Annotated in this window: 21 protein-coding genes and 1 pseudogene; 15 read left to right on the top strand and 7 right to left on the bottom strand. The window is 55.1% G+C overall.

Annotated elements, in window-relative coordinates; all coding sequences use genetic code 11:
* Positions 1-2 precede the first annotated feature (2 nt).
* Genes Q8Q08_05000 through Q8Q08_04985 form a run of 4 tightly spaced genes read right to left on the bottom strand, consistent with a single transcriptional unit; the run spans position 3 to position 4788 of the window.
* Entirely contained in the window at positions 3-1046 is a 1044-nt protein-coding gene (locus tag Q8Q08_05000; GenBank protein MDP2653371.1) for a phosphotransferase, read from the bottom strand.
* Positions 1047-1057: 11 nt separating this feature from the next.
* The gene (locus tag Q8Q08_04995; GenBank protein ID MDP2653370.1) at positions 1058-2044 is read right to left on the bottom strand and encodes a phosphotransferase; all 987 of its coding nucleotides are present in this window, start codon (positions 2042-2044) and stop codon (positions 1058-1060) included.
* A gap of 7 nt (positions 2045-2051) precedes the next feature.
* On the bottom strand, positions 2052-3098 hold the full coding sequence (locus Q8Q08_04990) for a phosphotransferase (protein MDP2653369.1): 1047 nt from the start codon (positions 3096-3098) through the stop codon (positions 2052-2054).
* Positions 3099-3141: 43 nt separating this feature from the next.
* Positions 3142-4788, bottom strand: a complete 1647-nt coding sequence (locus tag Q8Q08_04985) for a hypothetical protein (GenBank protein MDP2653368.1) — start codon at positions 4786-4788, stop codon at positions 3142-3144.
* Positions 4789-5145: 357 nt separating this feature from the next.
* Between Q8Q08_04985 and Q8Q08_04980 the strand changes: the two are divergent.
* From Q8Q08_04980 to Q8Q08_04930, 11 genes and pseudogenes are all read left to right on the top strand, one after another.
* A pseudogene (locus Q8Q08_04980) lies at positions 5146-5457 on the top strand (hypothetical protein).
* A complete protein-coding gene (locus tag Q8Q08_04975; GenBank protein ID MDP2653367.1) occupies positions 5399-7303 on the top strand; it encodes an ATP-binding cassette domain-containing protein in 1905 nt (634 codons plus the stop codon). The pseudogene Q8Q08_04980 and the gene Q8Q08_04975 overlap by 59 nt, the downstream one beginning before the upstream one ends.
* 324 nt (positions 7304-7627) lie before the next feature.
* The gene (locus Q8Q08_04970; GenBank protein ID MDP2653366.1) at positions 7628-9742 is read left to right on the top strand and encodes a hypothetical protein; all 2115 of its coding nucleotides are present in this window, start codon (positions 7628-7630) and stop codon (positions 9740-9742) included.
* The gene (locus Q8Q08_04965) at positions 9742-10434 is read left to right on the top strand and encodes a class I SAM-dependent methyltransferase (GenBank protein ID MDP2653365.1); all 693 of its coding nucleotides are present in this window, start codon (positions 9742-9744) and stop codon (positions 10432-10434) included. The genes Q8Q08_04970 and Q8Q08_04965 overlap by 1 nt, the downstream gene beginning before the upstream one ends.
* Entirely contained in the window at positions 10427-11047 is a 621-nt protein-coding gene (locus Q8Q08_04960; protein MDP2653364.1) for a class I SAM-dependent methyltransferase, read from the top strand. The genes Q8Q08_04965 and Q8Q08_04960 overlap by 8 nt, the downstream gene beginning before the upstream one ends.
* Complete coding sequence (locus Q8Q08_04955) at positions 11044-12180, top strand: glycosyltransferase family protein (GenBank protein ID MDP2653363.1); 1137 nt, start codon at positions 11044-11046, stop codon at positions 12178-12180. Before Q8Q08_04960 ends, Q8Q08_04955 begins: the two co-directional genes overlap by 4 nt.
* On the top strand, positions 12164-13021 hold the full coding sequence (locus Q8Q08_04950) for a ChbG/HpnK family deacetylase (protein MDP2653362.1): 858 nt from the start codon (positions 12164-12166) through the stop codon (positions 13019-13021). The genes Q8Q08_04955 and Q8Q08_04950 overlap by 17 nt, the downstream gene beginning before the upstream one ends.
* 76 nt (positions 13022-13097) lie before the next feature.
* A complete protein-coding gene (locus Q8Q08_04945; GenBank protein ID MDP2653361.1) occupies positions 13098-13436 on the top strand; it encodes a metalloregulator ArsR/SmtB family transcription factor in 339 nt (112 codons plus the stop codon).
* Positions 13433-13882: an SRPBCC domain-containing protein gene (locus Q8Q08_04940; protein MDP2653360.1), complete on the top strand. Its 450-nt coding sequence runs from the start codon at positions 13433-13435 to the stop codon at positions 13880-13882. Before Q8Q08_04945 ends, Q8Q08_04940 begins: the two co-directional genes overlap by 4 nt.
* 130 nt (positions 13883-14012) lie before the next feature.
* On the top strand, positions 14013-14372 hold the full coding sequence (locus Q8Q08_04935; GenBank protein ID MDP2653359.1) for a DUF1428 domain-containing protein: 360 nt from the start codon (positions 14013-14015) through the stop codon (positions 14370-14372).
* 238 nt (positions 14373-14610) lie between these two features.
* Positions 14611-15102, top strand: a complete 492-nt coding sequence (locus Q8Q08_04930; protein MDP2653358.1) for an SRPBCC domain-containing protein — start codon at positions 14611-14613, stop codon at positions 15100-15102.
* Between the two features lie 10 nt (positions 15103-15112).
* Here Q8Q08_04930 and Q8Q08_04925 read toward each other — a convergent pair whose 3' ends face one another.
* The 3 genes from Q8Q08_04925 to Q8Q08_04915 are packed head-to-tail and all read right to left on the bottom strand — an operon-like array spanning position 15113 to position 17847.
* The gene (locus Q8Q08_04925; protein ID MDP2653357.1) at positions 15113-15757 is read right to left on the bottom strand and encodes a GNAT family N-acetyltransferase; all 645 of its coding nucleotides are present in this window, start codon (positions 15755-15757) and stop codon (positions 15113-15115) included.
* A complete protein-coding gene (locus Q8Q08_04920) occupies positions 15757-16593 on the bottom strand; it encodes a 3-keto-5-aminohexanoate cleavage protein (GenBank protein MDP2653356.1) in 837 nt (278 codons plus the stop codon). Before Q8Q08_04920 ends, Q8Q08_04925 begins: the two co-directional genes overlap by 1 nt.
* Before the next feature lie 24 nt (positions 16594-16617).
* The gene (locus tag Q8Q08_04915; protein MDP2653355.1) at positions 16618-17847 is read right to left on the bottom strand and encodes a hypothetical protein; all 1230 of its coding nucleotides are present in this window, start codon (positions 17845-17847) and stop codon (positions 16618-16620) included.
* Between the two features lie 108 nt (positions 17848-17955).
* Here Q8Q08_04915 and Q8Q08_04910 point away from each other — a divergent pair, with 108 nt between their 5' ends.
* The 4 genes from Q8Q08_04910 to Q8Q08_04895 all read left to right on the top strand — a co-directional run bounded on the left by Q8Q08_04910 (position 17956) and on the right by Q8Q08_04895 (position 23689).
* Positions 17956-19116 carry an ATP-grasp domain-containing protein gene (locus Q8Q08_04910; GenBank protein ID MDP2653354.1) on the top strand — a complete coding sequence of 387 codons (1161 nt, stop codon included), beginning with the start codon at positions 17956-17958 and terminating at the stop codon, positions 19114-19116.
* A 152-nt stretch (positions 19117-19268) separates the two neighbouring features.
* Positions 19269-21155, top strand: coding sequence for a cupin domain-containing protein (locus Q8Q08_04905; GenBank protein MDP2653353.1), 1887 nt, complete (start codon positions 19269-19271; stop codon positions 21153-21155).
* A 130-nt stretch (positions 21156-21285) separates the two neighbouring features.
* Positions 21286-22716, top strand: coding sequence for an MBOAT family O-acyltransferase (locus Q8Q08_04900; GenBank protein ID MDP2653352.1), 1431 nt, complete (start codon positions 21286-21288; stop codon positions 22714-22716).
* Complete coding sequence (locus Q8Q08_04895; protein ID MDP2653351.1) at positions 22685-23689, top strand: hypothetical protein; 1005 nt, start codon at positions 22685-22687, stop codon at positions 23687-23689. The genes Q8Q08_04900 and Q8Q08_04895 overlap by 32 nt, the downstream gene beginning before the upstream one ends.
* The last annotated feature ends 109 nt before the right edge of the window (positions 23690-23798 follow it).

The raw sequence follows: 23798 nt of genomic DNA, 5'->3' as shown, positions 1-23798 counted from the left end.
ATTTAAACAAGGAATCTTGGGTTATCGCGCATCTTCTTCAATACGGCGATAATAATTTTTTTGCGGGCCAAGAGCTGGGATATGTGGGTGCGCCGAAGATCTGGCGGATATGCGGGAAGGTCCATAGACTTTTCACGCTCGATCTTTCCTATATAATTATCAATAAGCCCAATTCTAACCAAGGTATTAAGAACCGGGGAAAACTTATGAGCGATTTTATGCTGGGTGAAATAGTCTTTGGCTGCGATCTTCACCATTGTGAGGGGAGCGCCAAAATATATGCAGGACAACACCAGGCTTGCGAGGTCGGCAAGGGCGTAATCTTCTCGGACGTGGGACAGATCAAGGGCATAGATCGTTTTCTTGTGCACGAGGAAATTGGTGAGATTGGCATCATTGTGAAGGCGTTGGCGGGTAAATAACAGCCCATGATACTGGTATGTTTGGCCTGCGCATAGTAGAAACGCGTCAATCATTTCTTTTTGGTCATATGGGGCTAAGGCACAGGATGAGTTGGCTAGTTTTTTTATAAGTGTCGTTAAGTTTTCTTCTTTCTTGAAGGGGATGTGTTCCGCTCTCGATAGAAAATTTTTTAAAGAGAGTAAAGCGGTATTGATTTTACGGACAACGTTTCGTTGCCCGATTCGCTCCCATACCGGAAAGCCGTCAACATAAGAGTAGCAGGCGGCGAGACGGCCATTGCTGGCCCAAAAGGGCTGGCCGTCATGCCCCATGTGCATGGCCGGCGTTGGGAAACGCTGATTAATCAAGTAGCGGTTTACGGCGGATTCAATGACGATTTGTTTGGCCGCATCCAGTGGATAAAATTTAAGCGTATGCTTTCCCTGCGAAGTTACGACAAAGATCAGTGGGTTGGTATGAATGAAGTCGCCCCCCCCCTCTTTTTTATAATACCGGAGTTTTCCAATTGAGAAGAAGTGGCAGGCGCGTTGGATGTCATCTTGGAAAGGGCGGAACTCGTTCTTATCAAACGATATTTTCTTGATACCAGCAAGAAAATCGGTGTAGCCGCGGTTGATTCGCATTGAGTGTAGATTCACTTTATGTCTCGGGACAGGGACCTTGAAATATTGTTTGTTTTTTTTAAAAGGGCAGTAATAGATTCTGTAGCCAAGCCAACGGGTTGACCAAGTTGGATATTCCATAAACAATGTTTGATCATTTTAATTTTAATAAGGGTGTCAAGGACTAAGAAATGGTTCAAGCTAATTTTATGCTTGGCGAAATAGTCATTTACCATTGATTTTACTGTTGCAGCAGGGTTGTCAAGAAATAGGCAAGAGAAGACCATGCATGCCAGGTCGGAAAGAGCGTAATCCTCTCTAACGTGGAATAGGTCGAGGGTATAGAGGGTTTCTTTGTAAAAGAGGAAATTGGAGAAATTGGCGTCATTATGAATCCATTGGCGGATGAATAGCGGTTGGTGATTATGATATGTCCGATATGCTTCCAGCAGAGATGCCCCAATCATCCCTTTCGGATAGGGTCCCAGCGCTTTAAAATTTTGAATCAGGGCAAGGATAGTTGTAGCCAAGTTCTTTTCTTTGACTAAAGGGATGCGTCCGCCGGCCAAAGATAAGATGTTTTTTAGCGATAGCATGGTGGCATTAATTTGGCTGATGGTGCTTCGATGGTTAATCCGTTGCCACGCCGGGACACCTTTGATATAAGAAAAACAGGTGACAAGCCGCCCCATACTGGTCAAGAACGGGTGACCGTCATGGCCGATGTACATGACAGGCGTTGGAAAATCATGATGGATCAAGAAGCGACTGACGGCATTTTCAACAGTGATAGCTTTGGCCGTACCCGCAGGATAACATTTAAGCGCGTATACCCCGTGTGTCGTTTGGACATAGATGAAAGGATTCTCGTGGGAAAAGGCAACATCTTTTTCCTTTTCAAAATATTTGAGCTCCCCAATGGAAAAGAAGCGGCAGATGCGTTCGATATCCGTTCGGGACGGGTTGAATTTCCTCAATGCCGGATTAGCGCCAGTATCGTTGTATTTTATCTGTTCCATAAAATAATTATTTTATAAGCCCCGGGGTGTTCTTCATTCTTCTCAATACGGCGGCAATAATTTTTTTACGGGTTGCAAGGTGGAGTTTGTAAGTGCGCGCAAAATCCACCGGACAGGTGGAGAAGTCGGCGGATTTTTTACGCCGGACATTCTTTAAGTATTCTCTAATCAGCTCGATCTGAATAAGGGTGTTGAGGGTTGGGGCATAGTCCGGCCCTATTTTGTACTGCTCAAAGTAGCCTTTAACAATCATTTTAATCGTATTTTGGGGTATTTGGAAGAATAGACAGGAAACGACCAGGCTTGCCAGATCGGAAGGGGTGTAATCCTCCCGGATGTGGGATAGGTCAAGAGTGTAGACGGTTCCGTTCGAGATGAGAAAATTGGTTAAGCCAGCGTTATTATGGAGCCGTTGGCGGGTGAACAACGGTTGGTGCCGTTGATATGATTGGCAAGCGTCCTTCAGAGATGCGTCAATCAGCCGTTTGTGGCCATAGGGAGCCATGGCGCGGGATGCTTGGGCCAATGCGCGGATCCTTGCCGCAAGGCTGATGTTTTTAAGGAAAGGAAGTCTCCCGGGAGCGGCAGATAAAATATTCTTTAAAGAGAACATCGCAGAATTGATCTGGTGAATGGTTTTGGGTTCTTTGATGCGCTCCCATGACGGAACGCCCTCAATATAAGAATAGCAGGCGGCGAGCCGGTTATGGCTGGCCAGAAAGGGCTGTCCTTTTTGGCCGGCGTGCATGGCGGGGGTCGGGAAATGATGGCCGATCAGAAAACGGTTGACCGCGTGTTCAATAGCGATTGATTTGGCTGCATCCACCGGGTAAAATTTAAGCGCGTATTGTCCGCGGGTCGTTGCGGCAAAGACAAAGAAATTGGAGTGGGATACGGTAATGCCTTTTTCAACCGCATAATGCCGGAGTTTTCCAAGGGAGAAGAAGCGGCATATCTGTTCGATATCATCCGGGGCAGGGCTGAAAGGCCTTGTGTCAAACGACAGATGGTCGATCCCGGAATAAAGATCAGGTGGGCTGTTGCTTATTCGCATTTTATAAAGTTTGGTGAGGGTAACCTTTATTGCAGGGAGTCAATCACCAGAGGATGGCCATACACGGTTGCTCAACCCCGGTGGTGCATCCAGCCCCTATCAAAGGCGCAAATGTCACAATTTCGCCGGGATTGCACAATTGCGCACTTGTTATGGCACTATCATCCTGTGTGCAACTTGATTCTGCTCCAGGGCAAGGATCCGCAGCCGTTGTGAAGGTGACTTCTAAGGGGATCGCGCAAGTTCTGCTGATCGGATTCGGGAAATACCCCGGTTCACAATAGAGCTCGCATTTAGGCGGGTTTTCGGGCGGGGCCGAGCAGTCTGCACTGCCGCTGCCGCCGGTGCAGATCTGGACCATCCCATCAGCGCCGGCGCCGCCGGTTAGATTATTGATGATGGGATTAGGCGGGGGAAGCAACAGGGCGCCTCTGCCGCCACCGCCCCCGCCGGCGCCCGGTGTTGAGCCGGGAGAGCCAAGGATGTTGGGGGTTGCATCAGGCGGGCAGGTAGGACAGGACGAGCCGCCGGCGCCGCCGCCGGTCTGGGGATTTCCTGAGTCGCCGCCCTTGCCGCCAGTCATTAACGCATTGGTGCCCGATCTGGCCCCTCTTTGTCCGGCGACTTGGATGCTGTCTGTCCCGCTCGTATATCCGCCGGTCGTATTAACCGATGTCCCTCCGCCGGCCCCGCCGGCAACGTCAGTGCCGTGCTGGCCGGCGCTGCCTGGACTGCCCCTAATGATAACAGTATCTGTCGCTCCTACCCTGTGCGTGACTCTTGAGAGAACGCCATTAGCCAAAGCAGCGCCGCCGCCACCCACATCTATCAAATACGTCGCGTTTTCGTTATAAAGGAAATCCGCTTGAGCATATCCGCCTCCGCCTCCGCCGCTGCCTTGTCGATTATTAGCGGCACGATTAGACTGTCTGCCCCCGCCTCCCCCCCCGCCTCCCCAGACCCTGATGACCATTTTCCAGATTTTGTGCGCCGGCGGTGTCCAGGTATAGGGTCCTCCCGGGGTCGAATAGGTCGTACACTCCAACCCTGTAGCAACGGAATACTCCGTATCATCATCCAACTGAAGCAGGTCGTCAGGACAAACTTCAGTGTGATTTGGCACGACACCGGTACAGCTAAAATTGCAGAGGGGATCGGCATTCGGCGCCGCGCATATCGATTCTGTGACATTCCCAAAATCGCAAGTTCGGGTTTTGATCGCCTGGTTTCGACAGCACGGGATGGCCGCATCGCAGGGGGGATCGGTGCTCCCGCAGCCGTTGGGCAGGTATTCTGTGCAACAGGTTGAGTCATTCTCGCACACTTCGATTATTCCCATGGGCATCACAAGCTCACAGCCAACGGGAAAGCATGGTTTTTTCTTGAATCTCTGATAATCGCCGCAGCAGGGCTTCTCAGGGGTCCCTCCGGGACAATTGCCCGCGCTTGCTGTGTCGCCGCATGCCCCGGCCACGAAGTCCTGGCATTCGCAAGTGGGCAGAGGGAAATTGGTTTCGGAGGATTGCTTGATTTCTTCTCTGAGGGAATCCTGGACCTGGTCGTCGATGAAATGGAACCGGGCGTTGATGGAGCGGATGACGTAAGGCCCGCCGGTGATGATCCCGGCCACGATGAGGGTCAGGATAACCATGTATTCCAGGCTGACCTGGGCTTTGGGGGAGGTGCGCATAGACACTATAAATATATATTAATTTCAGTATAATCGCGAGTATTTTTACCAAATAAAGAAAGACCCCCAAGGCGATCCGGGGCGCCATTTTGAAATCAAAATTTCCCCCTGGGAAGAAAAAAACAGCCGGCAGGAGACGCCCGCTTGTGTTCGATTTTATCCTTCCCACCCCGCGGAAACCCGGTATAATACCTCTGGGTGTTTTAATCGTTTTTCACCAAACAGCAGTCCGTTAACAGATACCGCAAAAGGTATCAGAAAGAGGGACATCATGGGGTTTCAAGGCGGATATGACAGACAGCCCAAGGAAATGCACAAAGCGGTCTGTTCAGATTGCAAAAAAGAGTGCGAAGTCCCTTTCAAGCCCAGGGGCGACCGGCCGATCTATTGCAAGGAATGCTTTTTGAAGCGCAAGGACAGCGGTCAATAAAAGCGGCATTCTCGAAGTTTTCCAAAGAGATAAAAATTACCCATGTCGATGTGATGAACATTGGTGTGGGTAATTTTTTTGCCATCCCGATTAACCTTTGCGTATTCCACGCCGGCGTGTATACTACTGGCTTTCGCAAAGGGTCCAACCATTCAAAACCAGTCACCCAATTGATTATCTATGGCGCTGATCAGTTTACAGGACATTTCGATCGCCTTCGGCGGGCCGCTCATTTTTGACAAGTTGAGCCTGCAACTGGAGCCCGGCGAGCGCGTGGCCCTGCTGGGCCGCAACGGCGCCGGCAAAACGACCTTGATGAGGGTCATCGCCGGCCATTTCGGCGCGGATGAGGGGCAGATCGTGCGCCAGCAGGGGCTGGAAGTCACGCACCTGCCGCAGGAGATCCCCGCCGATGTCCAGGGGAACCTGTTCGACATTGTCGCGTCGGGGCTGGGCAAGAGAGGAGAGGTCCTCAAGGAATATCATCACATCAGCCACCGCCTTCATACGGAGCACACGCCTGAGTTGATGCGCCGGCTGGACCGGGTCCAGGCCGAACTGGACCGCACCGAAAGCTGGGACATCAATAACCAGGTGGAATCCGTGCTCTCGCACATGAAGCTCGACCCGGAAGCGGATTTTGAAAAACTGTCCGGCGGGCAGAAGCGGCGCGCCCTGCTGGCCAGGGCCCTGGTGATCGAGCCGGACATCCTTCTTCTGGACGAGCCCACCAATCACCTGGACATCGATTCCATCAACTGGCTGGAAGAGTTCCTGAAAAAATATTCCGGGACATTGCTGTTCGTCACCCATGACCGCATGTTCATGCGCCACCTGGCCACGCGGATCGTGGAGCTTGACCGCGGGAGGATTTTCAGCTGGGATTGCGATTACGACACCTTCCTGCAGCGCAAACAGATGGCGCTGGAGAATGAGGACGTCCAGCGGGCCGAGTTTGAGAAAAAACTGGCCCAGGAAGAGGTATGGATCCGCCAGGGCGTCAAGGCCCGCCGGGTGCGCAATGAAGGCCGGGTCAAGGCGCTCGAGCGGATGCGCGAAGTGAAGAAGGCCCAGCGCCAGGCCGTCGGGAAAGTCAACATGCAGGCCCAGGAGGCGGAGCGCTCCGGGCACAGCGTGATCAAGGCCGCGAACCTGGGATACTGGTATGATGACAAATGCCTTTTCAAGAATTTCTCGACGAACGTCATGCGCGGCGACAAGATCGGGCTGATCGGCCCCAACGGATCGGGGAAGACAACCCTTTTACGCCTGCTGCTGGGAAAGATGGAACCGCTTCAGGGCAAGGTGCGGCTGGGGACCAATCTGGAGATCGCCTATTACGATCAACTGAGAGAACAGCTGGACGAAGAAAAGACCGTGGCTGAAAATATCTGCGGGAACAGCGACACGCTCATGATCAACGGCAAGCCGAGGCACATCATCGGCTATATGCAGGATTTCCTTTTTTCGCCGGACCGGGTCCGGACCCCGGTGAAGGTCCTTTCCGGCGGGGAGCGCAACCGTCTATTGCTGGCCCGGCTGTTCACCAAGCCGTCCAACGTGCTGGTCATGGATGAGCCGACCAATGACCTGGACGTCGAGACCCTGGAACTGCTCGAAGAATTGCTGTCGGAGTATCCCGGGACCATCCTGCTGGTCAGCCATGACCGCGCCTTTTTGAACAATGTGGTCACCAGCACCATCGTCCTGGAAGGTGACGGCGAGGTCAATGAATATCCCGGCGGTTACGACGACTGGTTAAGCCAGCGCAAGCCGAAGGCCAAGGAAGCGAACCCGCGGCCCGACATCAATAAAGAGGAAGAGGCCCCGAGGCCGGCGAAACCCAGGCCCCGCAAACTTTCCTATAAAGAAGAGCAGGAGCTCGCCGCGCTTCCGGCCCAAATTGAGAAGCTTGAAGCCGAACAGGATGAGCTTTATCAGCAGATGACGGACCCGGCATTTTTCAAGAAGCCCCCGGCCGAGATCACCCAGGCCAAGGCCCGGCTTGAGCAGATCGAGGATGAGCTTTTAAAGACTTTTACGCGCTGGGAGTTTCTGGAAGATTCGCGCCAGGCCGGCGGATAAGATCTGCCGCGCGCAAGGATGGTTGCATCCCCTTTGTCTCTGAACCGTTAAAGCATGGGCCATGCCCGTTTTCCCCTCGCCCGCCGCGTCTATCGAATTCCTTCTTCACACTTCCCATAAACCCGCTATAATACTTTCATGATCTTGCCGCACGGCTTGTTTGGATGCCCTTCGTCCCATCGGGAATCATACAACCAAACCGGTTAACCGATCTGCCGTTTCCCGTCCAATCCTTGGGAATCTCCCGGGGAGGGGCGGTTGTTTTTGGGATAAAAAGTTCTGGGGAAACGTGCCGCTTTCCCCGATCATGGAAAGTCCGCGCTCATGCTGAAGAAAATTGTCAACGGTGTTGTTCGGTACAGGGATTCTTTCCTGGTCGCGGCCATCCTGTTCGTGGCCGCCTTTCATGGTTTTGATTTTTTCAGCGACCACTTCGGCTGGATGGGGTTTCAGGAGCGGGATTATGCCCGGGCCTGCCGGCTTCTTCTGGGGCGGGGGTTGAGCCCTTACGGCCCGGAGGCCACCCAGGGCGGCTATATTTTCGGCCCGGCCCTGACGTTGTTATACTCGGCCTTTACTTTTGTGTTCGGTTCCCCCCGCGGGATCCATATCCTGCTGCAGTTTTCCTTCCTTTGCGCGGCCGGCGTCGTTTTCTATCTGGCGAAGAGGCATTTTAACCGGACCGTCGCTTACCTGTCGCTCCTGACCATGCTTTCTTCCCAGAACTACGTGTTTTACAGTTTTACCGGCTGGCACGCGAGTCTCATCATCCCGGCGAGCGTCATGGTCTTCTATTGCTATGATCTTTATGTTTCAACGGGGAAGAAGATTTTCCTTTTGATGGCCGCCCTGGGGGTTTGCCTGGGGATCAGTTTTCATTTTTCGATGCTGATTTTGATTCCCGTTTATATGATCCTGCTGGGAATTTTCAACAGGAAAGAGATCAAAGCCGCCCTCAAGGCGTTCGGCCTGGCGGTTGTTCTGGTGTTCGGTTACTATTTTCTCAACGAAATCAAGAACGATTGGATGAACACAAAGACAATATTGGGCAATGCGGGGACATTGACCGGCGACCTTTTGAACAAAAGCTGGCTCGAGGGATATTGGCCCAATTTCGCGACTTACGTTTTTTATAACATCCGGCACCCCGTGATAGAGGTCCTGGGGATCAAGTTTTATCCGGGGATTCTTTCGGCGGTGATTGTCGCGTGGGGGATGTGGTGTCTTTGGCGCGACGGCGACGGGTTGAAAAAGGTCTGGCTTCCCAAAGTCGCCGTTTTGACCGGGCTGGTGTTTTTGCCGGTGGTCGCCCTGCCGTCCCAGATGAACGCCAGGCACTTTCAGTTGTCTCATCCCGCCTTCGAGGTACTGCTGGCCGTTTCAATATTCCTGATCATCCGCCGGTTATCCTGCCGCAGGGCGGCCCTGATGCTTTTTGTTGCCGTTATCTCCGCCGCCGCTGTCGTGAATATGGACGAAATGCGGCCGGAGAAGGCCAGGAGGCACTATTTCAGGTACGCGGTGGCGTATAATTCCTATCAGCACACAAAATTGGTCACCGACCTGCTCCTGTCTCTGGATATCCCCCCGGACATATATGAAAACAATTTTTATTATTTCTTCGGCGTCCACCACTGGCCGTTTGACACGTTTCTTCATTTGCCCTCCAATGCCCATTACCAGTTGTTATACAAGAACCAAAGGCAGGAGGGGGAGGGATTCTCCAAGGCCGATCCCAGCCACGGATATCTGCTGATCTTCGCGGACGACCTCCCGTTTTTTAACCCCAAGACGATTGAGGGGGGCGTTATCAATGTCTTGCGCAGCGGGCCTTTTTATCTGGTCGAGTACAAGGGGCCGTATATTTACCGGCAAATCCATGAATACAGCACCCTGACTCAAGAAGAGCGGGAACTCCAGAGAAGAGCCGCCAAGCTGCTGAGATACCGCAAGGCGGAGGATTACCTTTACCTGGACGCGGTCGTCGAGATCCCGGCCGCGGCGAAAAACATCAGATACCTGCAGAAATTATTTTTGCTCCGGGACGCCAATGGTGATTTGATCGGATACACGGAGATCGTGGGCCGGGACCTGAGGCAGTCGCACTATGGGGTCAATTCCCCGTATTTCATTAAGGACCCGGTTGTGGTGATCCATTACAAAGACGGATCCCGGCAGACCATCGAGGTGCTCAAAGACCATTTTTATTCCACCGTTCCGGACGGCGCCGAATGGGAGGCGCATAAGAAGTATGGCAAGATCAACGAAGTGCAGTTCCTCGGGAACCTGTACGTGGAATCCCCCTACGGGGTCGCGATCAGTATCCCGGGCAGGCAAATCCGCGATATCCGTTCGGTCACTTTCCAGAATGGCGGATACGGCAGGATCGATCTCCAGGAAGACTCCAGCAAGATTTTCAAGAAAGCGGTTAACCTTTGATGGGACGCGGCCCGGCCGATATCAGGGATTTCTGGGACTGCAAGATCCTCGCATGGGAAGCCGGCAGATATTCTCCGCGCCGCAAAGGCCTGTTTCCGGACGTTAACAGGCCGCTCAAAGAACGGATGGAAACGGCGGGCCGGGTCTTAAGAACAGCCGCGAAGGACAAGGTTGTCCTGGAGCTCGGGTGCGGGACGGCGCGGCTGTTGCCCGCCGTCATGGAGGCCGGGGCCAGGGAATATATCGGGATCGATGTCTCGGAAGCGGCGCTCCGTGAGGCCCGCGGGAACTGTGACCGCCTCGGGTTTTCTTCCAGGGCGCGGTTTCTCCGGAGGGACCTCCGGGATCTCGGCCCCCTGTCGGCGGACCTGTGCTTTTCCCTGGGGTTTTTGGATTGGCTGACGGTGGATGAGATCAAAGGCGTCATCAGCGGAATTGACTGCGGCTGTTTCTTTCACTCGTTTTCGGAGAGGCGTTTTTCCCTCCGGCAGGTCCTTCACCGGGTTTATGTCTACGCGCTGTATGGATACCGGTCTAACGGCTATGTCCCTCGGTATCATCCGGAAAAAACGATGGAGGAAGTTTTCCGGCCGCGGACGAAACACCGGTTGAGTTTCTACCGCGCCCGCGAGCTCAGCTTCTGCGCCTTTGTGTGCGATTTTCCCGAGCCGGGGATCTTGCGTGATGGATAACGTCAAAGCTTACTTTGACCGTGCCGCGGCCGGATATGAGGAGCGCTCGGCGGGCTGGCATTGGCGCTGGCTCCGGGACCGCGAATTCCAGGCGGTCCGCCGCATGGCCGGGGAGGGGCCGCTGGGAGATGTTCTTGAACTCGGCGCCGGGACCGGCTATTACAGCCGCCGGTTATCGGAGCAGGGCTGCCGGAGTTTGACCTGTGTCGACGTGTCGGCCCGGATGCTTGACCGTTGCGCGATCCCGGCCTGCCGCAGGATCGTGGGGGACATTCAGGATTTCCGGCTTGAGGAACGTTTCGACCTGATCGTGTGCGCGGGCGCCCTGGAATTTGTCGATTCTCCCGAAAAGGTTTTGAATAACGCCGCCGCTATGTTAAAAAGAGAAGGGGCGTTTGTCGCTGTCCTGCCGTGCCGGTCTTGGCCCGGAAGGGCCTATCAGTATTATCACCGGCGGCATCAGATCGACGTCCGGCTTTTTTCATTCGACGGAATGGCGGCGGAGACCCGGCGGGCCGGAATGACGCTGAAGGCCAGACAGATCGTCCCTCCTTTTTCATGGGTGATGAAAGCGGTCCCGGGTCCCGGGAGCGAAAATAAAGGGCCATCATGAAAACGCGTCAACGGTTATTGTTTATCGTCAATGGACTGGGGATGGGGAATTCGACCCGCTGTTACGCGGTCATGCGGGAACTCATGGCGCTGGGTTACGGCGTGGACGTTCTCACGTCCGGCAACGGCTATGATTTTTTCCGGCAAAGGCATGATATTGGAGCTGTGCATCTCCTCCGTTCCCTGTATTATGGGAAGCGCGGCAAGCGGTTGAGCATTCTGTACACGTTCCTGGCGTTCCCGCATTTTATCTGGATCCTTCTGAAAAATATGCGGATCGCGTCGGAGATCATCCGGGGCGGCCGTTACCGCGCCATTGTCATTGACTCGGATTATACGCTGTTGTTGCTTCGGCCGTTTCTGCGCGTTCCCGTCATTGCCGTCAATAATGCCGATGTGATTGTCGCGGAATATCAGAAGGCCCCAAAACCTCCCTGCCGGTTTTACGCGCAATTCCTGATTGAAAGGATGGATTTGCTGTTTCACCGGCTGGTCCCGGACCTTGTGTTGAGCCCCTGGCTCGAGCCGAGGACGGCCGGCGATGCGAAATTCTGGCCGATTCCCGTGATCGTCCGAGGAGAGTTGGAGGTCCGCCCGGCTTCGCCCGTCCTGAAAAATATTCTTGTGATGCTGACCGGGTCCCAGTTCAAGGCCTTCCCGGCCTTTCTGGAACGGCTGAAAGAGCGTGAGGGGGTCCATATCGACGTCCTCGGGTGCGACGGCCCTTCCCGCGGCTGGATCACGTTTCACGGTAAAGTCCGCGATAATATCGAGATCCTCAACCGTGCGGACCTGATGGTCATCAACGGCGGATTCAGCGCCGTGAGCGAAGCGGTCGCGCTTCGCAAACCGGCCGTCGTGGTCCCTGTTGAGCATCATGCGGAACAATTTGTCAACGCCGCGGCGGTTGAGCGGCTCGGCCTCGGCCTGGCGGCCACCCCGGAAGATGTCACGGACAAAATCAATTTCATGGTTGAGCATTTCCCCCTGTTTGTGTCCCGCCATCAAGAATCCCCTCCAACAACCCCGGGGCGGCAAAAAGCCGCCGGGGTCATTCACGCGTTCTTGAACCGGGTCCCCGGGGACGCTCCCCGCGTCCTGCCGGAGGAAGAAAGCTGTGATTGTTTGCGCTGATGATTACGGCCTATCCCCGGGCGTGAACCAGGGCATCCTGGAACTCGTCCGGGAGAGGCGGATCACGGCGGTCAGCTGCATGACGATCTATGATTCCTGCGAGGCGGACCTGGAGGCGTTGCGGCCGGGCCGGGCGGACATGGATATCGGATTGCATGTTGTCTTGACCAGGGGGAGGCCCGTCAGCTCCGTTCCCGGCCCCGCCGGCTTGGTCAACTCCCGCGGGCATTTCCATGAATTCCCCGAATTTGTTTCCGGCTGCCTGACGGGCCGGATGTCCCGCGAAGCGCTGTCGCGCGAGGTCCGCGCCCAGTTGGAGAGGTTCGTCCGCGTCATGGGGGAGTATCCGGATTTTATCGACGGCCACCAGCATGTGCAACAGCTTCCGGGCGTCCGGGACGTCGTCATTGAGCTTGCGCGGGAGATCCGCAGGGCGAAGCCGCGGTTTTATGTGCGTCTTTCCTCTCCTCCGGTCCGGGACATTTTCCTCCGGGGGTTCCCGGCCCGCCCGGGATTGTGCCTGGGGAATCTTGCCGTCAACTGGCCCGGCCGCTCTTTCCGGCGGATGCTGGACGCGTCCGGCATCGCGCACAACGGACATTTGCTGGGCTATCACGCTTACGAGCGCGCCGCGGATTTCCCGGACATCCTCAGGTTTTATCTGTCCTTGAGGCCCGCCGCCAACGACATCTTTTTTTGTCACCCCGGGTATGTGGACGATGATCTGAGGCAGAGGGACGATGTGGTCCGGTCGAGGATCCGGGTCCTGGCATGCCTCCGGTCTCCGGAATATTTGAGCGCGCTGAACGAATCGGGCGTCGAGCTCAACCGTTTTGTCTGATACCTCCGTCCCGTTTCTCGGTCTTTCATAAAAAGTTATTTGACAAACGCCGCATTCTGTCATAACATTTAACCATATGGTTAAATACTACAAGGACGAGCTGAGTCATGTCTTTTACGCGCTGGCCGACGGCAACCGCAGGCATATCCTGGAGCTGGTGGCCAAGAAGCCGCGCAACGCCTCGGACTTGGCCCGGCGGTTTGATATGTCGTTTCCCGCCGTCTCCAAGCATGTCCGCATCCTGGAAGACGCCGGGTTCGTGCGGCGGAAGATCGTGGGGCGCGAACACCGCATCGCCATCCAGAAGAGAAGTCTGGACAAGGCCCACGGCTGGATCGAGGCCCATCGCAAGTTCTGGACGGAAAGCCTGGACCGGCTCGAAGAATATTTGAAGCAATCGGAGAACCCCACGTGAAAAAATCCCCGACGGTCAATGCATTAAGAATAGAGAAGACCATCAAGGCCCCGGTGGAGCGGGTGTTCAGGGCCTGGACCGAAGCCGGGCAGATGGTCCAGTGGTGGAGCCCCGAAGGCATCGAGTGCCGGGACGCGCAGGCCGACCCCAAAGTCGGAGGGGCGTACCGCATCCACATGGTTTCCAAGGACGGCAAGCACACGGCCTACGGCAAATACACGCAGATCATTCCCAACAAGCGCCTTCAGTTCACCTGGCAATGGGAAGAAAAGGACATGCCGCAAACCATCGTGACCGTGGAGTTTGAAGGCGTGGGCGAGATCACGCGCCTGACTCTGCTTCATAAAGGGTTTGTGAGCAAGGAAGAGGTCGAATCGCACAGCTGGGGATGGACAACCTGCCTCGAAAAACGTTTTGCCCCTTATGTAGAGAAGCACGGATCGTAAAAACCAGAAAGTCCCCGCTGCCCCTGGCAACAAGACGGGGCAAGCAGCGGGGTCAATTCGCGCGGATGAGTTATGTCGTCCCGCTCAACGCGGGACTTCCATAACTCATGCGCTCATTGAGGAGGACACCATGAAATACGTTGACGGATTCGTTTTGCCTGTTCCGAAGAAAAACCTGGCCGCCTACCGCCGCATGTCGCAAAAAGCGGAAAAAATTTGGCGGGAGTACGGCGCGCTCGATTATAAGGAATGTGCCGGCGACGACCTGAAAGTCAAAATGGGTCTGCCGTTCCCGCGGCTGGCCAAGATCAAGAACGGAGAAACGGTTGTGTTTTCGTATATCGTGTACAAATCGAAGGCGCATCGCGATCAAGTTAACGCCAAGGTGATGAAAGACCCGCGGATCGCAGGCATGTGCGATCCCAAGAAGATGCCGTTCGACGTCAAACGCATGTCCTACGGCGGGTTCAAGGTCATTGTTGGGTTTTAGACCATGAGGCCGGTCTTTGGGACCGGTCCATTCTGAATGAAAAAGGACGAGAAAAATGCCGACGATCAACCCCTGCCTGATTTTTAACGGCACCTGCGAACAGGCCGATATCATTTCATGAGCAAGGCCGTCGGCCTGATGATGAACTGCGACAAAATGGCCGGCGGTCAATTCGAGCAGGACCTGACGCCGTTGAAATTGGTGGCCGAGACATCGTCTAACTGACAGGGAGGAAATTATGGGAAAGGAATTCGTCATCTCGCGCACGTTCGACGCGCCGCGGGATCTGGTGTGGAAGGCGTTTACAGAACCGGAACGGATGAAGCACTGGTGGGGGCCGAAGGGTTTTACGGTGCGTGTCGCTAAAATGGATTTCCATCCGGGCGGGACCTATCACTACGGCCTGCAGTCACCCACCGGCCAGGAGGTGTGGGGCAAGTTCGTTTACCGCGAGATCGTCAAGCCCGAGAGGATCGTTTGGGTCAATTCCTTCTCTGATGAGAAAGGGGGAGTCGCCCGTCACCCGATGTCTCCGGGCTGGCCGCTGGAAATGCTCACCACCCTCACGCTTGAAGAACAGGGCGGCAAAACCACGCTTACCATCCGGTGGGTTCCTATCAACGCGACCGAGCAGGAACGCAAGACCTTCGACGACGGCATGGCCAGCATGACGCAGGGCTGGACCGGGACCCTGGACCAGCTCGCCGCCTATCTAACGACGGCGCCGTGAAGGGCCCGGATTAATATCGTTTCAGGACCCAGCGCTTCCGGATTTTTTTGAAAAGGTTGACATACAAGCCCAGAAAAACGAATTGGGCGTTGAGCTTTTGTTTGAATTTGATGGAAGGGGTGTTGTAGCAGACCGTAACGCTGTAACACGTGTCGCGCCCCAGTTCTTTCAGGATCGCGTAGGTCTTATAGCGCAAAATCGGGGCCAGGTTCCTTCCGCGGAAGGACTTGAAGACATACATGTCGAATAGATAAGCTTCGTTGCTTTTCATCTTTGAGGGATGGAACTTTGTGACGCTTTCCTCCAGATCGATCCAGGTGAAACCGGCGATCTCCCCGTTGCATTTGGCCCCGTAACATTTTTTGCCCGCCTTGAAGAGCTTGGTGACATGCTCTTCGTGATAAAATTTCCGCTCCGGATGCTTGCAGATGGCCTCGATGTCTTCCGGGCCGAAGAAGGAGAAATCAAAATCGCGAAAATTGGTCTCCATCCCGGCCGGGGATTGGTCGGGGATGGTTTCCCTCATCCAGTAGAACGGCGTGATCTCGATACCCATCTTCTTGAGGTAGTCGCTCATGACGAGGAAGATCAGGCCGTGGCGGAATTTGTTCCGGATCTTGCCGAGGATCGAAGGGCGTTGGGTCGGATTTTCCATCAGGCCACCCCCAGGATTTTCCTGGCCTCCCGGTGCGAATACGGGACGCGGCCCATGACCTTGGCGATGCCGATGATGCGCCTGACCAGTTCGCTGTTGGTGGCCAGATGGGTCCTTTCGCTGTCCAGGTAGATGTTGTCCTCCAGCCCGATGCGCACGCCGCCTCCCTCGATGATGCCGATGGCGTTCATTTTCAATTGGGCCCCGCCGATCCCCCCCACAGACCAGATGGAATCCGGAGGGAGTTCCTTGATCATGAGCCCCAGGCTTAGCAGGTTGGCCTGCGCGCAGGCGATGTTGCCCAGGATCAGGTTGAAATAGTAAGGCGGCTTGATCAGCCCTTTCTGGATCAGGTAATGGGCGTAGTTGATCATCCCCAGGTCAAAGACCTCGAGCTCCGGCTTGATGCCGTTGTCCAGCATCTTTTTGGCCAGCGCCTGGATCATCTCCGGGGAGTTGATGCTTGCCTGCTTGTTGAAATTGAGGGAACTTAAGGTGAGGCTGCCGAAATCCGGCTTTAGATCACCGGTCAGGTCCAGGCAGGCGGAGCGTTTCTCGAATTCCGGGAAATTCCGTCCGCTGGTCGAGACGCAGATCACCAGGTCCTTGTTTTTCGCCCGGATGCCCCGGATGATGTCGGCATAGATCTCTTTTTCGTACGTGGGCGATTCATCTTGGGGGTTACGCGCGTGGACATGCGCCATGTTCGCGCCCTGGCCGGCGGCCTCGGTCACCTGCTCGACGATCTCGGGGACCAGGATGGGCACGTGGGGCGTCATGGCCTTGGTGGGGATCATGCCTGTGGGCGTGAAATTGAGGATGAACTGTTTATTCACATCGGGGCTCCTTTTTCAGGTTTGTTATCCGTTGACCAGCTCATCGAAGAACCGGACGCTGACCGGCTGGTGCTCCAAAAGACGCGGGTCTCCCGGCAACTTTTTGTCCCCGCAGACGCAGAGCTGGGTTTCCGCGATCCCTTCGCAATAAGACGAAGCGGAGATGTCGTTCAAGGCCGGCAGGGAAAGCCCCGGCGAGTTTTCCACAAACAGGGCGCGGCAGAGTTTCTTATTCCTGTTCTTGAACAGAAAAGGATTACGGGTCAGAAAGCTCCTGACCCCCGCGGCGTTCCCGAGGACCAGAAATCTGACCGTGGAATGCCGGGAGTTGTCTTTGCTCAATCTTGCCCCCAAGGACAGCTTGTATCGGGTCAGCCCGTCGTTTAAAAACGGCCTGCACCCGCCCACGTCCATCATGTTGTATCCGCGGGTTTTGAGTTCCTGGGTGAGAAAGTAATAGATCGCCCCGATGGCGCCGGAGCGCACGTATTCCGGGTTGGCTTCCACAACGCCCAGCTTGCGCAGGAACGCTTTCCCGTCCTTGAATACAGCCATGGCCCCGGCGATGGTCTTGCCGTCTTTTTTAATGAACAGCATTTCGCTGACAGGCATTTTCTTGAGGAAAAGCTCGTAAGCATTGATCCCGGCGTCGTCGGCATAACGGTCCCGGATATAAGGCACGTACATGTTGTGATAAAAATCGTCGAAACGCTGGCGGTCCCTGGTCATCTCAAACGAAAGCTTGTTCTTGCGGATGAGCCGTTCAATGTCGGAGCGCTGCCGGCCGAACAGCTTGTTCATGGGCCGCTCAATGCCGATCTCCATCCTGAACCAGAAGGGAATGGAAAATCCGGGCTTCCCGCCGAAGTAAGGGATCGTCAGGAAAGACTGTTCCATGACAAGGAAGCCGCAACCGGGATATTCCCTTTTGAGCTCCGGGATGATTTCCCAGAAGAATCGCCGGCCCAAAAGTCGTTTCTTGAAACCGTCGCTTAAGACGAGGTCGTCCCAGTAAGTGTCCATCCGGTGCATTTCGCCCGCGTAGGCAAAGGAAAGAGGCGTTTGGCTGCCGGCTTCAAGGCCTTCATAGAGCGTGACCGGAGGAAAAATCGCGTTGATATGATTTTCAACATAATACAGGCCCCAGCTGAGCGCCGGCATGTAGACTTTTCGCGCCTGGGGGGGGATCGCGTGGTGGATCTTTTTGAGGATGCTTTTCAGCCCCTTCAGGAATTTCTTGAGAAGAGCGGGCATAAATAAAAGTAACACGCGTTGCCGGGTTTGTAAAGAGCGGCAGGTTCGTGTCTTCCGCCAGCATGATTTATATGGTAAGTTTCCCGCGGTTTCATTACAATGGTGGTCATGAAAATTCTTGTCACGACCGGGAACTGGAACGCGGCTTTGGTGGTCATGAAGAGCCTTGCCCGTAAAGGGCACCAGATTTATCTGCTGGACCATGATGAATACTGCGCCGGTTTCCGTTCCAAATACTGTTCGATGGGCATCGTGAACCCGCCGGAAAGCGACAAGACCGTTTATGTGGAATCTCTTCTCACGCTCCTCAGGAACGGGAAATTCGATGTCCTGATCCCCATGAGCGACCACACGACGGAATTCCTGTCGGAAGAGCGCGACCGCATCCCCCCGCATGTCCGCATGCTTCTGCCTTCAAAAGAATTGATCGCTCTGGCCAGGTTCAAGGATAAGTCCTACCGTTTCATGTTGGAGAACAATATCCCCATCCCCCGGACCCATTTTCCTCAATCAGCCGAAGACGTGGAACGCCTGGCCGATCAGCTTCCTTATCCCTGTGTCGTCAAAAAGCCGCGCGGATCGGCCAACCGGGGCAACGCTTACTTTACCGGCAAAAACGGTTTGGTCGAATATTACCGGAGGCTGGAAGAAAAAGACCGCTGGCCGGTCATTCAGCAGTATCTGGACGGGGATTTTTGCGGGTTCACGGCTGTGGTTAGCGAAGGGGAGATCCTGGATTGCTTCATGTACACGGCCAAACAGGAGTACGCGCTCAACGGCACGCCGCCTTACGGCGAAAGCACCACGGACAAGAAATTTTTTGAATTGGTCCAGAGACTCATCCGGCTTTTGAAATGGCATGGGGCCATTAATCTCGATTTCATCAAGACCGGGGACGGGACATTTCATTTCTTGGAGATCAATCCGCGTCTTCCCGGGTCCCTGGATTTCATTGATGCCGCCGGCCTTGATTTCCCGGCTCTTTACCTGGACCTGGCCTTGGGCCGGGCGGACAGGACGTTCAAAGGCTTTTCGTACAAGCCGGGGCTGAAATTCCGGTTTGTCCTGCCCCTGGAAATGATTTACACCCTGCGGAACAAAAGGCACCTTTCCAAATTGCTTCTCAATTTTTTCAATCCCTCCCTCAAGACGGATATCCCCTGGGGCGACCCCCAACTGCTTTTGTGGAAATTGAGGCACGTGTGGTGGTACTGGCGCGCCAAAAAACATCTGTTACCGCTTTCCGAGTACAGCACGGATTGGATCTGAGCCCGCCCTCCTGAGAATTCTCCCGCAGGCCTTTTCAGTATCCTTTATAATATCCCTGGCCTGCCCCCAAAAGCCGATTTGACGATTTTCCGTCCAGCGGGTATACTTGGATATTGCTTTCCCGTCGAATTTCGGAGGAAAATGAGATAATCATGGTGAAAGAGCAACCCCTCAACCCCCGGTTCGCCCGGCTGGACGCCTCCACGATCTGCCAGCTCAAATGCCCGTCCTGCCCGACGGCGACTGGAAGGACCGGCCGCGAATTGGGGGTGGGCTACCTCAAGCTTGAAGACTTCAAGGATTTTATCCGCCGCAATCCCAACGTCGCCCATATCGAGTTGTCCAATTGGGGCGAGGTGTTTCTGAACAAGGACCTGGCCAGGATTCTCGCCCACGCCCACCGTCACAACGTCTGTCTTTACTTCGCCAACGGCGCAAACCTCAACCACGTCCGCGAGGACGTCGCCGAGGCCCTGGTGAAATACAAACTGCGCCGGATCACCTGTTCCATCGACGGCGCCAGCCAGGAGACGTATGTCCAGTACCGTGTCAAGGGAGACTTCAATCAGGTCATGGACAATGTCCGCATGATCAACCGCCTGAAAGCCAAATACCGCAGCCCGTATCCGCTGCTTAAGTGGCAGTTCGTCGCCTTCGGCCACAACGAGCACGAGATCGCCAAGGCGAGGGAGATGGCCAAGTCGCTGGGCATGAGTTTTTTTCTCAAATTGTCCTGGGCGGATCTGTACGATCTGCCGGATTTCTCTCCCGTGAAAAACAAGGAACTTGTCGGAAAAGAGACGGGCCTCGGGGTGGCGAGCCGGAAGGAATATATGGACAAATACGGCCAGGATTACGTCGAGCGGTCCTGCTGCTGGGACATGTGGTCCGCCCCTCAGATCAACTATGACGGCCGGATGCTGGGCTGTCCGATCAATTACTGGGGCGATTACGGCAACGTGTTTGCAAAGGGCCTGGACGCCTGCCTTAACGGCGAGAAGATGCAGTATGCGCGTGACATGCTCATGGGCAAGAAGGAGGCCCGGAAGGGCATTCCCTGCTCCTCCTGCAAGGTCTACCGGGGGGTCAAAAAAGACCAGGCCTGGGTCACGGAAAAGGAAATTCAGCCCGAGTATCGGCCCGGCCGCAGGTATATCATGGTTGAAAATAAGTTTTTAGGTGAAAAAGGCGCAGCCCGTCTGCTCGCGGCCGTCAAGGGCGTGAGGAGATTCTTTTGGAGATTGAGGAACGTGTTCAAGGGCGGCCGGCTGGATGTCCGGGCCTTGTCGGAAGCGATCTCCTTGCGGGGGGAGGTCCCCGGGGCCCTGCCGAACCAGGGTTATCCTTTGCCCCTCCCGCTGCCGTTCGACGAAGCGAAGAAATGGGAGCCGCATTTTCTGTTCCGCGGCCCGACCAAAGGCATCCAGGATTTTTCCTGCCACGCGTCCGCTCTTGTCCACGGCCATTGCCCGCATCCTCCGCACACGCACCCCGAGGAAGAGATCCTGATGATGCTCAAAGGCGAAGCCGATCTGCTGCTGCCGATGTATCTGGGCAATGAAGGCCGGGGGCGTCTGCGCTTGAAACCCGGCGAATTCGTGTATTATCCGCCCGGTTATCCGCACACCCTGCAGACCGTGAGCACGGAGCCGGCGAATTACATTATGCTCCGGTGGTACACGCCGAATCCGCAGAAAGACCCCGGCGCCCTGCCCTTTGGAAAATATCAAGCGTATGATTCTCTGTCCCGCAACGAAGGCAAAGAGGGGTTTCACACCGGCCTGGTGTTCGAAGGACCTTCACGGTATCTGAAAAGGATGCAATGCCACGCCTCGGTCCTGTCGCCCGGCGCCGGCTATGAGCCCCACGCCGATCCTTACGATGTTTTGATCCTTATCCTGGATGGTGAAGTCGAGACCTTGGGGAAACGCTTCGGGCCGCATAGCGTCATTTTTCATCCGGCGGGCCGGCGCCACGGCATCCTGAACCCTGGCCAGGTCACGGCCCAATACGTTGTTTTTGAGTTTCAAAGATCATGATCGGATCGGCCCCTCAATAGAGGAATGGGCGCTTTTCCGGCCAGTCGATGTCCCCGCAGTTGATTTTTTCATAATCCATGTGACCTCCCACCGGATTGTTGTACAATAAATTCAAATTCCCATCCAAGCCATGCTATTCAATACCTTTCCATTCGCCGTATTTTTTATCATTGTTTACAGTCTCTATCTGGTTTTCCCGCATAAGTGGCAAAACAGGCTTCTGCTGGTCAGCAGCTACATTTTTTACGGCGCGTGGGACTGGCGGTTCCTGTTCCTGATCTTCATCTCGACCGCGCTTGATTTCGTCTGCGGCCTGAAGATCCATGGATCCGCCGTCCGGAGCCGGAAAAAGCTGTTCCTTATTCTGAGCGTTTTCGGCAATCTGTCGATCCTGGCCGTGTTCAAGTATTTCAATTTTTTTGCCTCAAGTCTCCAGGCGCTTTTGAGCGCGTGGGGGCTTTCCGTCCAGCCGCAGTATCTGCAGGTCGTTCTTCCCGTCGGAATTTCTTTTTACACGTTCCAGACCATGAGCTACGCCATCGACATTTACCGCGGCCAACTGCGGCCGACAAAGCGGTTCTTTGATTTTGCCCTGTTCGTCGCGTTTTTTCCGCAACTGGTCGCCGGCCCGATCGAACGGGCGCGGCATCTTTTGCCCCAGGTCCTGTCCCCCCGGAAAATGACTTTAGATCAATTCTATGAGGGGTGTTATCTCATTTTTTGGGGCTTGTTCTTGAAGATGTTTGTCGCCGATAATCTGGCGAAACTTGTTGACCCGGTTTTCGCCGGGGAGAAAATGGCCGGCGGCATGGACGTCCTGCTGGCCGTGTATGCCTTTGCGTTTCAAATCTATTGCGATTTCGCGGGATATTCGGATATCGCCAGGGGCCTCGGCAAGGTCATGGGGTTCGACATCATGGTCAATTTCAACCTGCCGTACTTCGCGGCGAACCCGCGGGATTTCTGGCGGCGGTGGCACATCAGCCTGTCCTCGTGGCTGAAAGATTATCTTTATATCCCGCTGGGAGGGAACAAGGGGGGAGGCGTAAGGGCCGCGAAGAACCTGATGATCACCATGCTGCTGGGAGGGCTGTGGCACGGGGCGTCGTGGACCTTTGTCGCGTGGGGGGCGTATCACGGGCTTCTTCTGGTCGGGCACCGGTGCTGCAAGGATTTTCTGCCGGGCTCGATATTCCTCTCGGGGGCGGCGATTTCAAAATTGTGGCATGGGATCAAAGTCGCCGGCTTCTTTCACCTGGTGTGTTTCGGCTGGATCATTTTTCGTTCGTCGTCCTTAGAGCAAAGCTGCGGGTTGCTCCGCTCGATCGTGACGGACTTCCGGCCGGCCGACGCGGAACAGTTTCTTGCGGACGCGCGGATTTTTCTCTTTTTTGCCGCGCCGCTGGCCGCGCTCCAGGCCATGCAATACGCCAAGAACGACCAACTGATCCTCCTGAAATCGTCCGTTGTGTTCCGGGCGGTCATGTATTTTATCCTGTTCTACCTTCTCTTGATATATGGGGTGACCGGTGGGAAAGAGTTCATTTATTTTCAGTTCTAAAAAATGGCCCCGCGGCTTTTTGCTGGCCGTTGTCCTGATCGCGGCCTTTGAATCGGCCTGCGCCTATTTTGACAACTATCTTTACCCGCCGCCGTTCGACGGACTGCAGTTTAAGCTCAAGAATGACCTCGCCCAGTCCGGCAAGAGTTCGTTTGATGTCGTCATTTTCGGCGACAGCTATGTCCTGCTGGGAATCATGCCCGAGGTCATCGAAAAGGGGACAGGTCTTTCAGCCTTCAATTTCTCGACATACGCCGATTTCTCCGCGTTCACGTCATATCTGTTATTGAAGAATTATTTGTCCTCGCGCGCCGGCCGGCCGACGCTGATCATCGCCGGGTTCCTGCCCAGCACCGTGACAACGACAAAGGAATACCTGGTCGAGAACAAACAGCATGTGCTGTATCACTACAGCCGGGGGAATATCCTGCTGTTCGCGAAGGAATTCGGCGCGGCCCAGGCCGTGAAATTTTTGGTTCCGTCTCTCAAACACCAGGATTTCTGGAAACTGCGCGTGTGGTTCTCCGGCAGAACGATGGTCGACGGATTTATTAAACAATTTTATCAGAGGAAGGGCTACGCCGATGACCGCGCGGGGTGGGTCTACACCGGAGCCCGGGCGCGGGATGAGCGGCCGGACGAGCTGTCCGCCAGCCTGTTCTTCCAGAAATATTTTTTGGCGTTTCTGCGTCTCGCGCGGCAAAACGGGGTAAAGGTGCTCTATGTGGTCCCGGCCCTGCCGCCCGATATCGCCTCGCAGAATGTCCAGTCCGGAAGAACCGGGCAATACCTGTCGTTTCTCCGCTCGGTCCAGGAATCCTTTGGTTTTAAAATCCTGGACCCCCAAGCCATCCTGGACAAAAACGATTATTTCGCCGACGAAGCCCATTTGAACGGACAGGGCGCCCGGCGGATGAGCGAGTACCTGGCGTCTGTGATCGGGGATGAGGTTCATCCCGCAAAACAGCCGTGATCAAAGGTCTTGCTTTGCCCCTGGGGTGCGGCGGACCCGCCTTGGGGGAGGGCTTCCCGCGCCACGGTTTTTTTCATGGATATTGTTGGGATTGACACCCCCCGTTCAG

The sequence above is a fragment of the Candidatus Omnitrophota bacterium genome (assembly GCA_030688425.1).
In the GTDB taxonomy this organism is placed as follows: Bacteria; Omnitrophota; Gorgyraeia; order Zapsychrales; family JANLHA01; genus JAUYIB01.
The sequence above is the reverse complement of the archived record's forward strand: the minus strand, read 5'-3'. Positions and strand labels throughout refer to the sequence as shown.

Bases quoted from the DNA above. Each gene is read 5' to 3' on its own strand.
- Q8Q08_04935 (MDP2653359.1), top strand. From the start codon at position 14,013: ATGAAATACGTTGACGGATTCGTTTTGCCTGTTCCGAAGAAAAACCTG.
- Q8Q08_04965 (MDP2653365.1), top strand. From the start codon at position 9,742: ATGGGACGCGGCCCGGCCGATATCAGGGATTTCTGGGACTGCAAGATC.
- Q8Q08_04960 (MDP2653364.1), top strand. From the start codon at position 10,427: ATGGATAACGTCAAAGCTTACTTTGACCGTGCCGCGGCCGGATATGAG.
- Q8Q08_04915 (MDP2653355.1), bottom strand. From the start codon at position 17,847: ATGCCCGCTCTTCTCAAGAAATTCCTGAAGGGGCTGAAAAGCATCCTC.
- Q8Q08_04905 (MDP2653353.1), top strand. From the start codon at position 19,269: ATGGTGAAAGAGCAACCCCTCAACCCCCGGTTCGCCCGGCTGGACGCC.
- Q8Q08_04900 (MDP2653352.1), top strand. From the start codon at position 21,286: ATGCTATTCAATACCTTTCCATTCGCCGTATTTTTTATCATTGTTTAC.
- Q8Q08_04955 (MDP2653363.1), top strand. From the start codon at position 11,044: ATGAAAACGCGTCAACGGTTATTGTTTATCGTCAATGGACTGGGGATG.
- Q8Q08_04945 (MDP2653361.1), top strand. From the start codon at position 13,098: ATGGTTAAATACTACAAGGACGAGCTGAGTCATGTCTTTTACGCGCTG.
- Q8Q08_04990 (MDP2653369.1), bottom strand. From the start codon at position 3,098: ATGCGAATAAGCAACAGCCCACCTGATCTTTATTCCGGGATCGACCAT.
- Q8Q08_04995 (MDP2653370.1), bottom strand. From the start codon at position 2,044: ATGGAACAGATAAAATACAACGATACTGGCGCTAATCCGGCATTGAGG.
- Q8Q08_04975 (MDP2653367.1), top strand. From the start codon at position 5,399: ATGGCGCTGATCAGTTTACAGGACATTTCGATCGCCTTCGGCGGGCCG.
- Q8Q08_04970 (MDP2653366.1), top strand. From the start codon at position 7,628: ATGCTGAAGAAAATTGTCAACGGTGTTGTTCGGTACAGGGATTCTTTC.
- Q8Q08_04910 (MDP2653354.1), top strand. From the start codon at position 17,956: ATGAAAATTCTTGTCACGACCGGGAACTGGAACGCGGCTTTGGTGGTC.
- Q8Q08_05000 (MDP2653371.1), bottom strand. From the start codon at position 1,046: ATGCGAATCAACCGCGGCTACACCGATTTTCTTGCTGGTATCAAGAAA.
- Q8Q08_04925 (MDP2653357.1), bottom strand. From the start codon at position 15,757: ATGGAAAATCCGACCCAACGCCCTTCGATCCTCGGCAAGATCCGGAAC.
- Q8Q08_04985 (MDP2653368.1), bottom strand. From the start codon at position 4,788: ATGCGCACCTCCCCCAAAGCCCAGGTCAGCCTGGAATACATGGTTATC.
- Q8Q08_04930 (MDP2653358.1), top strand. From the start codon at position 14,611: ATGGGAAAGGAATTCGTCATCTCGCGCACGTTCGACGCGCCGCGGGAT.